General features: G+C 56.2%; 13 protein-coding genes. 7 read left to right on the top strand and 6 right to left on the bottom strand.

Translation table 11 applies throughout. The features are described from left to right. Window positions 1-3: 3 nt before the first annotated feature. Together KNP02_RS01640 and KNP02_RS01635 are read right to left on the bottom strand one after the other, a co-directional pair. Complete coding sequence (locus tag KNP02_RS01640) at window positions 4-768, bottom strand: hypothetical protein (protein WP_214706736.1); 765 nt, start codon at window positions 766-768, stop codon at window positions 4-6. A gap of 172 nt (window positions 769-940) precedes the next feature. Then, window positions 941-2,794, bottom strand: coding sequence for a sensor domain-containing phosphodiesterase (locus tag KNP02_RS01635; protein ID WP_214706729.1), 1,854 nt, complete (start codon window positions 2,792-2,794; stop codon window positions 941-943). A gap of 279 nt (window positions 2,795-3,073) precedes the next feature. Here KNP02_RS01635 and KNP02_RS01630 point away from each other — a divergent pair, with 279 nt between their 5' ends. Beyond that, window positions 3,074-4,702, top strand: coding sequence for a C40 family peptidase (locus KNP02_RS01630; RefSeq protein WP_251129094.1), 1,629 nt, complete (start codon window positions 3,074-3,076; stop codon window positions 4,700-4,702). Window positions 4,703-4,817: 115 nt separating this feature from the next. Next, a complete protein-coding gene (locus tag KNP02_RS01625) occupies window positions 4,818-7,526 on the top strand; it encodes an EAL domain-containing protein (RefSeq protein ID WP_214706712.1) in 2,709 nt (902 codons plus the stop codon). Window positions 7,527-7,557: 31 nt separating this feature from the next. Here KNP02_RS01625 and KNP02_RS01620 read toward each other — a convergent pair whose 3' ends face one another. Further along, complete coding sequence (locus KNP02_RS01620; protein WP_214706710.1) at window positions 7,558-7,824, bottom strand: hypothetical protein; 267 nt, start codon at window positions 7,822-7,824, stop codon at window positions 7,558-7,560. After that, a complete protein-coding gene (locus tag KNP02_RS01615; protein WP_214706709.1) occupies window positions 7,821-8,549 on the bottom strand; it encodes a DUF3784 domain-containing protein in 729 nt (242 codons plus the stop codon). The genes KNP02_RS01620 and KNP02_RS01615 overlap by 4 nt, the downstream gene beginning before the upstream one ends. A gap of 123 nt (window positions 8,550-8,672) precedes the next feature. On the opposite strand from KNP02_RS01615, the gene KNP02_RS01610 reads away from it, so the two are divergent. Next, window positions 8,673-9,146 (top strand): DinB family protein, encoded by a 474-nt coding sequence (locus tag KNP02_RS01610; RefSeq protein ID WP_058764471.1) that lies wholly within the window; start codon window positions 8,673-8,675, stop codon window positions 9,144-9,146. Window positions 9,147-9,180: 34 nt separating this feature from the next. Here the strand turns inward: KNP02_RS01610 and KNP02_RS01605 are convergent, their stop codons facing one another. After that, the gene (locus tag KNP02_RS01605) at window positions 9,181-10,422 is read right to left on the bottom strand and encodes a UDP-glucose dehydrogenase family protein (RefSeq protein ID WP_214706706.1); all 1,242 of its coding nucleotides are present in this window, start codon (window positions 10,420-10,422) and stop codon (window positions 9,181-9,183) included. A gap of 126 nt (window positions 10,423-10,548) precedes the next feature. On the opposite strand from KNP02_RS01605, the gene KNP02_RS01600 reads away from it, so the two are divergent. From KNP02_RS01600 to KNP02_RS01585, 4 genes are all read left to right on the top strand, one after another. Beyond that, window positions 10,549-10,794, top strand: coding sequence for a hypothetical protein (locus KNP02_RS01600; RefSeq protein WP_138858913.1), 246 nt, complete (start codon window positions 10,549-10,551; stop codon window positions 10,792-10,794). Window positions 10,795-10,916: 122 nt separating this feature from the next. After that, complete coding sequence (gene pgaC / locus KNP02_RS01595) at window positions 10,917-12,176, top strand: poly-beta-1,6-N-acetyl-D-glucosamine synthase (protein ID WP_214706690.1); 1,260 nt, start codon at window positions 10,917-10,919, stop codon at window positions 12,174-12,176. Beyond that, on the top strand, window positions 12,134-12,613 hold the full coding sequence (gene pgaD / locus KNP02_RS01590; RefSeq protein ID WP_214706676.1) for a poly-beta-1,6-N-acetyl-D-glucosamine biosynthesis protein PgaD: 480 nt from the start codon (window positions 12,134-12,136) through the stop codon (window positions 12,611-12,613). Before pgaC ends, pgaD begins: the two co-directional genes overlap by 43 nt. Then, window positions 12,613-13,464: a polysaccharide deacetylase family protein gene (locus KNP02_RS01585; RefSeq protein WP_214706674.1), complete on the top strand. Its 852-nt coding sequence runs from the start codon at window positions 12,613-12,615 to the stop codon at window positions 13,462-13,464. Before pgaD ends, KNP02_RS01585 begins: the two co-directional genes overlap by 1 nt. A 36-nt stretch (window positions 13,465-13,500) precedes the next feature. On the opposite strand, the gene KNP02_RS01580 is transcribed toward KNP02_RS01585, so the two are convergent. Further along, window positions 13,501-14,145 (bottom strand): thioredoxin domain-containing protein, encoded by a 645-nt coding sequence (locus KNP02_RS01580; protein WP_214706672.1) that lies wholly within the window; start codon window positions 14,143-14,145, stop codon window positions 13,501-13,503. Window positions 14,146-14,360: the final 215 nt, after the last annotated feature.

Genomic DNA, 14,360 nt, shown 5'->3' with positions numbered 1-14,360 from the left:
CCTTCATATCACTTGTTTCGTGAACCGACGTACGGTCAACACGTAGTAGAGCGCATAAATCGCGCTGTATACACCCATCCAGACGAGCACCGGCACCGTGAAATCCATCACCAGCAATCGTGAGAATGCGACGAGGGCGACCGAGGCGTGCACGATCCCGAGTGAGAACGGCGCCAGGAACACAACGGCAATCTGTTGACGGATCGTCCGTTTCACATCCCGCTTCGAGATGCTGACTTTCCGCAGCACCGCGTATTTGGCCCGGTCCTCTTCGGCCTCGGTCATCGTCTTGAAATAGATGATGCTGCCGGTGGCGACGAGGAAGATGAGTCCGAGGAAACTGCCGACGAACAACAGCGCGCCGTGCACGGTCATCGCCTCGCTATACAACGCTGTCGCGCTCGAGAAGTTCGCCTCAATCGACAACGACTCGGATAAGGCGGTCTGCTCTTTATAATCGGCGACCGAGACAGCCTGATACGCCAACGCCTCTCCCGGCAGTGCCGTGAACACGTCGTCTGGCGTAACGAGGAGCAAACCGTCAAATGTCATGACGTTGAGCGGTGTCTTCTCATAACGGGAGGCGACTTCATGTGTCACGCCATCAAGCTCGACCGCGGTCACGTTTTCTGAGAACCACTCATCATAGAACGGATCGATCAAGTAGACCTGGTCGGAGGCTAGCGTTTCAGGTGTATCCCAGCCCATGTCGGACGCGACGTCACGGAACGTCGACTCGTCGATGACGCCATATTCGCGTTCTCCCATCTCTCCAGCGACACGGATCGACTTCTAGGGGATTAGCAAGCAAAGGGAGACCCAGCAGCGACAAAGTCGCGGTGCGGCCCCCTGATTGCCCCAGAAAAGCGAGTCGTGTCTGGGCGGACAAACAAAAACCGCAGACATTTGATATGTCTACGGTCCAGTCAAAAGGATCCGCTCAACGGAGCGAATCCTTCTTTGTCGTTTCATAATCTTCGATCCACATCTCGAGTTCGTCGATCGGGAGCGGACGCGAGAAATAATACCCTTGCATCTCGTCACAACCGAGCGAACGGAGCGTGTCGAGCTGTTCCGGTGTCTCGATGCCTTCGCACACCGTCTTCAATTCGAGCCCACGAGCGAGCTCGATGATTGACTGGACGATGACGTTTCCGGTCGGGTCGTTGTCCGTCACTTGGATGAACTGACGATCAATTTTGATCTCGTGGATCGGATAGTGCTTCAAATAGACGAACGCCGAGAAGCCGGTCCCGAAGTCGTCAATCGAGATCGAGAAACCTTGTTCCCGGAAGGCGATGAAGCGTTCGATGACGTGCTGTTGATTCTCCATCCCGACGCTCTCGGTGATCTCGAACGTCAAGTAGTTCGGACAGACGTCCATCTCTTTGACGATTTGGCCCAACTTCTCGACGACCCCGTCCGATAGAAAATGACGAGCCGACAAGTTCAGTGCGAGTTGATACATCCGTCCCGAGGCGTGCCACGTTTTCAACTGACGGCATGCCTCGGCGAGTGCCCATTCCTCGAGGGCGATGATGACGCCCGTCGACTCGGCGATCGGGATGAAGTCGAGCGGCGGGATCAACCCGTGTTTCGGATGAATCCAACGCATCAATCCTTCAAACCCATTCAGTTTTCCGGTCGCCGCTTCGATTTTCGGCTGATAATAGAGTGTGAACTCGTTCAAGGCGAGCCCTTTTCGCAAATTCATCTCGAGTGTCAGACGGGCCGTCGCCTTCTCACCCATCTCTTCCTCGTAGAAGGCGATACCCCCGCGCTGCACGTGACGCTCATTGGCCGTGATCCGAGTCGTGTCCATCATCTCGAGCGTCGAACGTGACTTGTCCTCGATCGAGATAAATGCGCTCATCGTCAAGACGACGTCGAGTTCCCCGACCGCGAACGGCTCGCTCGTCACCGTCTCACAAATCAAATCGGCATATCCTTTGACTTTGATTCGGTCCCCGTAAGGCGTCCATAGCAGGAAGCCAGACTGGGAGATGCGCGCGAGTAATGTCGGATCGACGACTTGCTGGATTCGTTCTGACAGTTCGAGGACAATCTCGTCTGCCCGTTGGATACCGATCGCCGTCTCAACCGAGCGGAACTCGTCCGCCCGCAAATAAATCATTGACCCGAGCTGATGCGGCGTCTGTTCCCGGAGCGCGTCCACCCGTTCGATGAAGCCGTTCAAGTTCATGAGCCCGGTCTGTTCATCCGTATAGGCGAGCTTGGCGAGATGGTCGTCGATTTCTTGACGGTCGAGCCGGAGATAGAGGATGGCGATAAAATCGGATAGCGTGCTGACAATCAATTCCTCGATGAACGTCCACTGGCGCGGGGCAAACGTCTCGCAACAGATGACCCCTTTGGCCCGATTGTTCGCATAGATCGGCGCGTCGAGCATCGAGTACACCCGCTGCCCTTCCACGAAATGTTGCTGGTACAAGTCCTTCACCCACTCATGGGTCCGGACGTTCTCAAACGGCAACACCCGGTTCGTCCGCAGGGCGTCGAAGTAGACAGGTGCGTCCCCACGCATGACCGTCAATGCCGGTTCAATCGGGCCACTCTCTTTCGAATAGGCGACTTGGCAACTGATCGATGCGTACGTCTCGTCAAAGTGCCAAATCGAGACCGTATCGACGTTGAGCATATCGGAGACGACTTCGCACATGTAATGAAGCGTCTGTCGCACCGCTTCCTCCGTCACGTCGGGCATCCGGACGAGTTCGAACAGTTTCTCTTGATGTTGTCGGTATGTTTGTGATGAATTGTTCCCCTCGTTCATAAGTCCCCTACTCTCGTTCAAACGTTTTGCATTCATGATAGCACGAAAAGATATATAAATAGGTTTCCAAAATTCAACAGAAAGTCAATTTTCGATTCCCCTGTTTCTTTAGTACTTATTCTTCGTCCACGCACAAAATTATTGACCTTATTTTCAACGGAATCCACTGATTGAGCCATTTCCACCATTGCTTGCCGCATGTGTAAACCCTACAATAAACTTGTATCGTTTTACCTGTCGATAATTGTCAACTGAAATTGAAGAGAAGGAAGTGACCCCATGTCCCCTAAGTCCGGCCTCATGTACTCATTCGCAGCCATCGCCGCCGTAAGCATCATCGCCCAGGCCGATGAAGCCGCTGCAGCCAGCACACACGTCGTCCGTGCCGGTGACACACTTTGGTCGATCAGCCAAACGCACAACGTGTCGGTCGCCCAGTTGAAAGCAAGCAACAACTTAAGCTCTGACCGTCTCGCCATTGGCCAGACGCTTAAATTGAGTGTGAGCGCGCCAAGCACAGTAAAACCCGCCGCTACGACGGCCACGCCAGGACCAGGTACCGTTACAACGGCCAATTTAAATATGCGCCTCGCCGCAGGTACATCACATAAAGTGCTCGTCACGATTCCAAAAGGCAAGACGCTCAGTCCAATCCAAACAAGCGGCGCTTGGACGAAAGTTAGCTATGGCGGAAAGACCGGCTGGGTACATAACGGCTACTTGACGACCGCATCCGTCAAACCGGCCACACCGACTCCAGCCACACCGTCTACACCGGTCACATCAAGCGATGCTACCGTGACGACAGCCGACTTGAACCTGCGCCGCGCCGCAGGGACTTGGCACGACGTACTCGTCACCATCCCGAAAGGTCAAGCGCTCACGCCGATCAAAACGAGCGGCACTTGGACGAAAGTCAGCTATGCCGGGAAGACCGGGTGGGTACATAACGGCTACTTGACGAATTCATCTGTCAAACCGACTACTCCAACGACGCCGAGCCAACCGGTCGCACCGTCGAAGCCGGCCATCAAAGAAGAGAGCATCAACCAGTCTTACGTCACGACGGCGAATTTGAACGTCCGTCAAGGCCCAGGGATCGGTTACGCCCTCGTCACGAACATCCCGAACGGCACGACCGTCAAAGCGACGAAACAGAGCGGCACGTGGGTGTACGTCACGTATAACGGCAAGAGCGGTTACGTTAGCACCGGTTACTTGAAACAGACGACGACGGCACCGAGCGCGCCGGTCACTCCGAACGCCGGAGATGGCGGTGCGGGCAACGAATCGTTCGACTATGTCGTCAATACGCCATCGCTCAACGTCCGCGCCTCGGCCTCGACGAGCTCTGCCGTCATCGGCAGCGTCACGGCCGGACAGACGCTCCGGGTCGTCCAAACGTCGAACGGATGGCATCAAATTTATATCGGCAACACGACCGGTTTCGTCGCTGCTTCATACGTCAAAGCGGTGCCGAAAGGTTCTACGACGGCACCGTCAGGCTCGTCTGATGGACTAGCGAAGAGTCTTGCCGCCATCGCGGTCGCCAAGAAATATGTCGGCACGCCTTACATCTGGGCGTCCTCGAACCCGGCCAACGGTGGGTTCGACTGCTCTGGACTCATCTATTACGCATACAATCAGGCAGGCTACAGCGTCCCCCGCACGAACGTCGCCACGTATTGGGCCGGGTCTTATTTCGGGACACAGCTCAGCAAGACGTTCGTCCCGAAAGCAGGCGACCTCGTCTTCTTCGAGAACACGTACACGGCCGGCCCGTCACACATGGGCATCATGATCGATTCGGACACGTTCATCCATGCCGGGACGTACGGACTCGGCTACAACACGATCAGCAAAGAGCCATATTGGAAATCACGCGTCATCGGCTACAAACGACCGTGACCTTCGGCGCATTGGAAGACCCGACCTTTGTCGGGTTTTTTTTCGTGGGGCAGGATTTCCCTCGAAAGACTCGAACACGAAAGATAGAATGGGAAGAGAAAGAAGGAGGTGTCCGATGGGAAATAATCGATTCGCTAAAATTCCGTACCGAACTTACACGATGGCCCTCGCCATCGCTTGTCTCATCGGCGTATTGTTATTCGGGCTCGGACTGAGCTATTACTGGAAAGAAAAGCACGTCGCCGTCGATGAAACGGTGCGCGACTTGAATCATGCCTCTGACTTGGCCGGGGTCGAGTCGTACCTCGTCTTGCATCACGCGGCCAAACTGTACGAGGCGAACTCCGAGCAACCGACCGCCCTGTTGTCGGTCCCGTACCGTGAACGGGCGCTCCAATACAATCTCCAATTGCTTGACGACTTCGAGACGGGGGTCGATGAGCGTGAACGGGACGCCCTGCTCCGTTTCTCTGAACAGCTCGAGGACACGTTGAACGAAGACGGGTCGAGCCGATTCGAGTCCGTACCGTTCGACGTCATCGAGTCGATCAATCGGCGCTGGCTCTACCAAGGTCTCGAGCGGACCGCCCAGGCGAACACCGCCTATGAATTGACCGACGCCGTCATGCGGATGCAGATGGCGTTCGTCGAAGGTGTGACGAACCTGCTCGCCGAGACGCCGGACCGAGACCAGCTCGACTTCGAGGTCTCGACGATCGCGAACGAGGCCCGGCTGATCGAAGACATCGTCGCGACCGATCCCTCGCTGAAAACCAAATCGGTCGAAGACTTGATCGAGAGCGCGCTCGCACTCGGACGGGTGACGGCCGCCAATTCGACGCTCGAGGCCCGTTACGTCAACGGGACGAGCTTTTATGAGGACTCACACGCCGCCCTTCAAACCGTGCGGTCGACGGCAGATGACACGCTCATGGCCGAGCGCGCCCGTTACGGTACGCTCGCCATCGCCGCCCTTCTCATCACGATGCTGTTGTCGGCGGGTCTTCTGCTCGCCCTCTGCTACACACGCAAGATGTATGCCCACGACTTGGCACACTTGAAGGCCCGTGCCCTCGCCATCGACCCGAGCACGGAACCGGTCGCGGAATCGTTCCCGCCGAATCATGACTTCCGCGGCATCGAGGACGAACTCCGAGAGATTGCCGTCAGTGTCCACTCGACGGTGCACACGCTCGAGACACAATCGGACGACCTGCTCCGGTATCACGAGCGCTGGTCGTCGCTCTTCTCCGAGACGGGACTCGCCATCGCCTTGATCGATGACACGTACGACTTCATCGAACGAAACGATGTGTTCCGCCAGTTCTTTGGGGAACGCAACTTGTATGAAATCAACCAACTATTCACCGACACGGGACGCCGCCTGTTGCGCGAGGCGCTCGCCGGGGTGACGGAGAACGGGACGAGCGCCCAGTTCATCTTGCACTTGAAAGGTGAGCATGTCCGCTTCTTGAACGTCAAAATCATCCCGCTCAAGCGCGGCGAGACGCTTACGTATTACCTCATCCTCGAAGATGAGACCGAGCGCGTCGAGCGTGAGCGCAAAGTCGACCGGCTCGTCCGCTTCGACCTCGCCACCGAGCTCTATAACGAGTACGGTTTCCTCCGCGCGTGGGAGAAACAAGACATCGACGGCACGTTCCTGCTGATCAAACTGAACGACTTCCATCACCTCGTCGACTGGTACGACCCGACGTATGCCGACCTGCTCATGACCGAGTTCGCCCGACACGTCGAGGACCGGCTCGAGAAGTACGCGCACCACTTGTTCGGCCGCTACCGTGACGATACGCTCATGCTGTATGTGAAAGGGCTCCGTAACGTCGACGAGACCGAGTTGCTGGAGCTCTTCCCGACCGAGCTGTTGATCAACCAGAAACGCCAGACCGTGCATCTTCAAATCGGGGCGACCCATACGACGCCGAACTATAACGACTGCCTGTTCGAGGCGACAAAGGCGCTCCAACACGCCAAAGAGACGCGGACGCCGTTCGTCTGGTACGATTCGAGCATCCTCGCCCAGCTCCAATGGGCCGCCTTGATCGAACAGGCGCTCCCGGAGGCGATCGAACAAGGCCATATCACCGTCGCCTATCAGCCGCAAGTCGAGTTGAAGACGGGCCATGTCGTCGGGGCCGAGGCGCTCGCACGCTGGCAGCACCCGGACATCGGCTACGTGCCCCCGAACGAGTTCGTCCGCATCGCCGAGCGGTCCGATCAAATCCTTTGGTTATCGCATTCGATCCTTGATTTGGTCGTGCAACAGCTCGTTTCCTGGCGCGATACCCCGTTCGCCGACATCTCGTTGTCGTACAACTTGTCGGCCCATTCCGTCGACCCGTCGATCGTCACGAAGCTGCGCGACTTGGTCGAGACGTATCCATGGCTCCCGGATCGGTTGAAGATCGAGCTGACCGAGTCGGCCGACATCATGTCACATACGAACGAGCTCGAGCGGCTCGAAGATATCGCCGACCTCGGCTATTGCCTGTCGATCGACGATTTCGGTACCGGCTACGCCTCGTTCGAAGCGATCTGGCACTTACCGATCCAAGAAGTGAAGATCGACCGCATGTACGTCAGCGGAAAAGCGAAGGACAGCACGTCGTTCCTCCGCGCCGTCTCCCGATTCGCGAGCGAACAAGAACTGACCTCGCTCGCCGAGGGGATCGAGACGAAGCAAGACTTGGATCGCATCCTCGCCGAAGGCGTCGAGCTCGGCCAAGGTTACTACTACGCCCCGGCCCTCGACACGATTGCGTTCGAGGCGTGGGTGAATGAAAAAAGAGGCCGTCTCGCCTAAGCGAGGGCCCCGTTCGACCGGCTGACACATGTCAGCCGGTTTTTCGTTTGAGGAGATTGAAGACGAGCTTCAGCGCGATCAACAGTCCGACAACAGGCAGGATGACGGGCAGCGAACCGCGCGGCAACAGACCGAACACGATGAACATCGTCATCCCGATGGCGAAGAACAGCTTGACGCCCCGCTCGTGTCCCTCGAACTTCTCCCAGCGCCAGACGAGAAGCAGTAACGTCAGCGGCGCGAACAAAAATGTCAAGAAGAAGAACGGCACATGACGTGTGTACCAGGGTTGGGTCATTTCAATCGTACCTCCTCATACAACGCTTCCGTCGCTTCGTTCGACTCCACGTTCACGTAGATCGGCTTGCCGCTCCAGTCGATGCGAACGGCGGCCTCGATATCCCGGTCGAGGAAGACGAGCACATCTTCCCCGCCTGTCGTCCGGAAGTGACCGGTCAAGCGTGAGCCGACGGCGGCACCGTTCGTCCGGCGGTCAAGGCTCGGCCGATACGTCAACGTGACGGTTTCGATTTCATCGTACGGAATCGTCTCGCCGTAACTGCCTTCGATGACGAGCGCCGAGTCGGTGAACGTCACCTCGGTCGGTTGGTTGAACCAGAACAAGAGACCTCCGACAAATCCCAAGATGAGCGTCAAGACGAGGGCGAGCGGGATGAGCCGTTTTTTGCCGCCGGGACGAAGTTTCCCGCGCTCATCAAATATATTCCCGTCATACTTTTGGCTGCGCCAAAGCGTGACAACGACGAGCAAGACGATGAGCAGGAAGAACGGCTCGAGCGGAATGTCGAGACCAGACACGTCGATGGCGGCGATGACGAGAAAGATGCTTGCGATGCCGTAACACATGAAGCCGAGCAATCGTGCCACCGCCTTGATGTTCACGCGCGCCTTGTCCTCACGCTTCATCGTGTTATATCCCGAGATGAGGAAATGCCAGCCCAAGCGATGGACGGAAAATCCGAGCAAGAATAAAATGAGTGCTGCAATGACGAGTCCCCACATAGAGGTGTCCCCTTTCTTCTATAGTGTACGAGAAAAATGGACCAAATGTTTCAAAATCATAAGGCGTGCCAATGACTTGGACGATATCTTATACTGGAATCAGAACGCTCAAGGAGGAATTCGATGTATCGGACAAAAGCAGACTTTCTACAAGATTGGACCAAGTCCTCGACCGGCACGCTCGACGTGCTCCGCGCCGTCACCGACGAGGCGCTCGGCCAGGAGATCGTCCCCGGTCATAACTCACTCGGCTGGATCGGTTGGCACGTGACGACCGCGCTCGGTTATTTCACGAACTTGCTCGGCTTCCGGCTGTCGGCCCTGAAGAGTTTGACACAACCGACCGACGCGGCACTGATTGCCGATCAATATGCGCGTTACGCCGATGAGATCGCGAAGGCGGCCGAACAGTTCTCGGACGAGTACCTGCTCGAAGAAGTCGACGTCCACGGCGCGAAGCAACCGCGCGGTGCCGTCTTGCGCATGATGATCGACCATCAGACGCACCACCGCGGGCAGATGACGGTACTCCTCCGTCAAGCCGGACTCACGGTCCCTGGCGTCATGGGCCCGACGAAAGAACAGATGAAGGCGTGAAAAAAGGCGAGGCCCCGCGGGGTCTCACCTTTCGTCACATCGATGACGGCGTATTCGCCTTGTTTTGCATCCGGCCAATCCCTTCGTATTGGACAGTACCCGGGTCGCGTGCATATTTCCACGCGTTACGAGCGTCGATCAACCGTTTCGTCCGCATCCCGTCGAACGCTTCCGGCTTCAAGTTGACGAGCTCGTCCCATTCCGTGACGAGGATGGCGACGTCCGCTCCTTTGAGCGCCGCCTCGACCGTCATCGCCTGTGGATAGTCCCACTTGGCGAGCGGGTCATAGCCGATGATATCGATTTCACGCAATGCCAAGTGACGAGCGAGCGTGACCGACGGTGCGTCACGCATATCGTCCGTACCCGGTTTGAAGGCGAGACCGAGGAAGGCGACCTTGAGGCCGCTCTTGTGCTCGACTTTCGAGGCGACGTAACCCATCTGGGCGTCGTTCGAGTGCATGGCGGCACTGATGACCGGCAAGTCGAGCTCGTTCTCGTGGGCGACGTTCAAGAGCGCGTGCATGTCTTTCGGGAAGCACGAGCCCCCGTAACCGAGGCCGGCGTTCAAGAACGAACGTCCGATGCGCGGGTCGAGACCCATCCCGTCGGCGATCGTCGTGATGTCCGCCCCCGCCTTGTCGGCGAGACGCGCCAAGTCGTTGATGAAACTGATTTTCGTGGCGAGAAACGCGTTCGAGGCGTACTTGATGAACTCCGCGTCAATCGGCGACGTGCAGACGAGCGGGACACCGAGGCGTCCATAGATGCCCGCGAGTTCCTCGCACATCTCGAAGTTGTCACTGCCGATGACGACACGGTGCGGTTTCAACACGTCGGCGAGCGCGCGCCCTTCTTGGAGAAACTCGGGGACGACGGCGAACGTGTGGGCCGGGTACATGATCGACAGCATGTCGGTCGTCCCCGGTGGCACGGTGCTACGGATGATGATCTTTTGTTTCGACTTCACCTCGGACAAGGCCGCGTCGACGAACGTCAAGTCACAGCTGCCGTCGCTCTTGCTCGGGGTACCGACGGCGAGGATGAGATAGTCGACCGTTTCTGTGTCGGTGATCGAGTCTGTGAACGTGATCGAGCCGGGATAGTCACGTAACACGTCTGCCATGCCCGGCTCGTGGAACGGGACGTCCCCACTCATGAGACGAAGCAGTCTCGGTTGATCTTTCTCGACACCGATGACCTCATGCCCCGCTTTCGCCAGTCCGCACAGGGTGGCCAGTCCGACATAGCCAAGGCCGATGATTCCAAATTTCACGATAGTTCCTCCTTCAATAGTCTTCTCCTAACAGTAACGAAAAGCGGCGAGCAAGGGAAGGCTCTAACACTCTGTGAATATTCTCTGCTATAATGAGTCAAAATGAGGCTAGAAAGGAATAACCGCATGGGATTGCTCGCTTTCTTTTTGATTTCGCTGTTCGTGTTCTACTGGTTTCCTATTCGAGGTGGACTCAAGACTTTCCTGCTTATCTTGATCATGATCAGCGGATGGCTGTCGATTTTCGAGCTCGTTGCGATCATCGAAGCCCGTCCATGGGTCGCTGCCCCGGTCCTCGCGCTCATCGGTTTGTTCGTGTGGAAGTGGCGCAAAGACAGACAACAGAAACAAAACAAGCAACAAAGCATTTGACAGCAACGTCGAGTGCTTTTTTTCAGTTGCCACATAACTTTTTTAAGAATGATGGGAAAGTATTTTTTTGATGCTATCATACTTGCATCGCACCGTTTTTTTGAAAATAAGGGGAGACTATTATGACTTTTTACGGGCTCGACATCGCACCTTGGATCGAACCACTGGCCCAGTTCGTGTTTTGGTATCCGTTCTTCATGGCGCTGTTTTGGATCTCGGGCGCCCTCTTGTTCAGCTTGACGCGAGAGAAAGAGGAAGAACTCGACTTGAACGAGCGAGAATGGCCGCTCATCAGCATCTTGATTCCTTGTTATAACGAAGAAGAGACGATCGCCGAGACGATCGAGTACTTGGACCGGCTCACGTATCCGAATTTTGAGATCATCGCCGTCAACGATGGCAGCCGTGACAAGACCGGTGACATCCTCGTCGGTCTCGCCGATGAGTACGAGCGCTTGCGCGTCATCGACTGTCACGAGAACCGGGGCAAGGCGAACGCGTTACATATGGCCGCCCACGCCGCCCGCTCCGAGTATTTGCTATGCGTCGACTCGGACGCGTTCCTGAGCGAAGAGGCACCGTACTATCTCGTCCGTCACTTCTTGAACCGCGGCGAACGCGTCGGGGCCGTCACCGGAAACCCGCGCATCCGTAACCGCGACACGCTCCTCAGCCGGATGCAGCTCGTCGAATACTCGTCGATCATCGGCTCGATCAAACGCACGCAGCGCGTCATGGGGAAAATCATGACCGTCTCCGGCGTCATCGTCATGTTCCGGAAGAAAGCACTGCTGTCGGTCGGGCTCTGGGACCGCGACATGATCACGGAAGACATCGCCGTCTCGTGGAAGCTCCAGAAAAACTTCTGGGACATCCGCTATGAGCCGCGCGCCCTCTGTTGGATGCTCGTCCCCGAGTCGATCTCCGGCATTTGGAAACAGCGCGTACGCTGGTCGCAAGGCGGGCAGGAAGTCGTCCTACGTCACTTCGACATCTTCAAAGACTGGCGCCAGCGCCGGATTTGGCCCGTCTATATCGAGCAGGTCGTCAGCGTCCTCTGGGCATACGCCTGGCTCATCGTCACGGTGTACTTGTTCGTGACGGCCGACACGATGCAAGATCTATTGATTTGGTTTACCTATAACTCGTTCGCGCTCGTTCTCGTCAGCCACGTCCAGTTGATCATCTCGCTCTGGAACGACGCCCGTTACGATAAAGTGTTCAAATATTACGTTTGGGCCGCTTGGTATCCGGTCATCTACTGGATGCTCAACACGTTCGTCGTCATCGCGGCGACGCCGAAAGCGATCAAGGCCCGTGTGAAAGGAGGTTATGCGACATGGAGTTCACCAGACCGGGGGACACGGAGAAGCAGCCTGTAAGTGAGCTATACGATTATGAGCAAGAGATTCTCGTCAAGACGAAACAGAACGTGTTCCGCAAAGGGATCGAGCTGTTGCTCACGGCCGTGTTCTGGTTGTACACGTTCATCGTCACCTGGTTCTTCTTGAGCGCCGTCCTGAACGTGAACGACCGTTATATCGCCATCCTCAAGACCGCCTTGAACGTCACGAACGCCGACATCCGCGAGCTGCTCTTCTTCGGGCTCGTCTCCTCGTTCGTCGCCGCTCTCCTTCTGTTCATTTGGCGGACGTACAACAAACGGAAATATGGACCGCTCAACCGGCGTCAGATGCCGAAAGATACGACGCTCGACGATTGGCTCGCCCTCGACTTGATGGAGCCCGAGGACATCCATCGCCTCCAGTCCGATAAAGTCATCGTCTTCGAGAAAAACCCGGTGAAAGAGTTGAAATGATGCGCTACTTCAAATGGATATTCGCACTCCTATTGGTTGGGGGCATTGCCTGGAAAGTATATGACGTGTCCTCGACGACACATGAACAAGTACCCGATGCGGCGCTCCTCCCCAAAGACAACGTCTGTCTCGGTCTCAATTACCACCGCGTCAAACAGCCGAACGCATGGAACAAGCTCGTCGAGTCCGTGACCGGTGCCTCCGAACTGGTTCGCTATAATGTCTACGCCGACGAGTTCGAGCAGCAGATGACGTGGCTCCAGGACGAAGGTGTCCATTTCGCGACGCAAACTGACCTATCACGTTACCTTGCCGGCGAACCGATCCCAGACAAATGTGTCTGGCTCTCGTTCGATGACGTCGATCATACCGTCTACGAGAACGCGTTCCCGATTTTACGAGACAAACAAATCCCGTTCACCCTGTTCATCATCACCGGCCACGTCGGCGAGGCGTTCCAAAACTTGGACCTCGCCCCGTGGACCGAGCTGAAGGATATGCAGGACAGTGGACTCGCCGACTTCGGGACGCATACGCACGACATGCATTATGTCGAAGACGGAGGCGCCGTGTTCTTGCCGGAAGACAGGCAAGATGAACTGCGGCAAGATTTGGAGACGAGTGTCGCCGCCATCGAAAAGAATCTCGGGACGCGCGTCACGACGATCGCCTATCCGTTCGGCAACACGAACGATGCGGTCACCGAAACGGTACAAGACCTCGGTTTCGAGCAGGCGTTCATCTTGAGCCCGAACCCGATCACGCCGGACAACGATCCGTTTTACATGAATCGGTATTTGCTCGACGCCGAACTGTTCGAGTTCTTCGTCAAACCGTACTTCGAGAATTGATGATGCAACCCCTCGTCGTCGTGACGAGGGGTTGTTTTACTTCTCGGGTAGTTCGACTTGATCACCGACCTCGATCGTTCCATCCATGACGTGTTTCATCTCGTCTAAGCTGAACGCGTCCACGAGCTGGATGCCGTCGACGTACACCGTCGGCACGTACTTGACACCTAAGTCCCGCGTGAACAGCCGTGAGTTCTGGATGCCGATATCGACGTGGTTCTCAAGCAGTTCGTCCACATTCAGGTTGAACTCAGAGGCGATTTTTTGGACATGAGCTTCCGTCCCGAAGCCGTCCGACCCCGAGTCGTGTCCGATGGCGCGCTGCACTTCATAGTAACGGTCCGGAATGAGCCGTTCCACATTATAATCCACGTTCGCGAGCAGTTGCGACTGTTCGTTCAACAGGACGAGCGGCTGTCCTTTGAACGTCACCTCGCCCGTGTCAATCCAGCGCTCCTCGATCTCCGGTAGTACCTCTTCCATCCACTTCTTGCACCACGGGCAACTGTAGTCGAAGACGAACACGATCTCGTGCTCTCCTTCCCCGAGCGCGACTTTGTCCTCGAGCGGAAGCTCGTACTTCGTGTATGTATGCAGCTTCGTCGACTCGACAGCCTCACTTTGGCTGCAGGCAGAAAGGATCAGGATGAGTCCGACGAATAGTAGATAAAATCGTTTCATGTATAAACCTCCATTTGCTCATTAATTCACATATTTAGTTATACCATGTCTGCCCGACAGACTCGAGTGACGTTATCGTGAAGTTCATCATAAGAAACGACACATAAGAAAACGAGCGGACCCTGTTAAACTGTACCCTGAGTAGTAGACACTAAAAAAAAGTCTACTGCTCAGGGTTTTTGTGTACACTGGACTAAATCATATTGGGAGTGAAT

The organism is Exiguobacterium sp. s40, from assembly GCF_018617905.1.
Classification (GTDB): domain Bacteria; phylum Bacillota; class Bacilli; order Exiguobacteriales; family Exiguobacteriaceae; genus Exiguobacterium; species Exiguobacterium mexicanum_A.
Note: the sequence above shows the minus strand (reverse complement) of the source record. Positions and strands in the feature narration are given on the sequence as shown.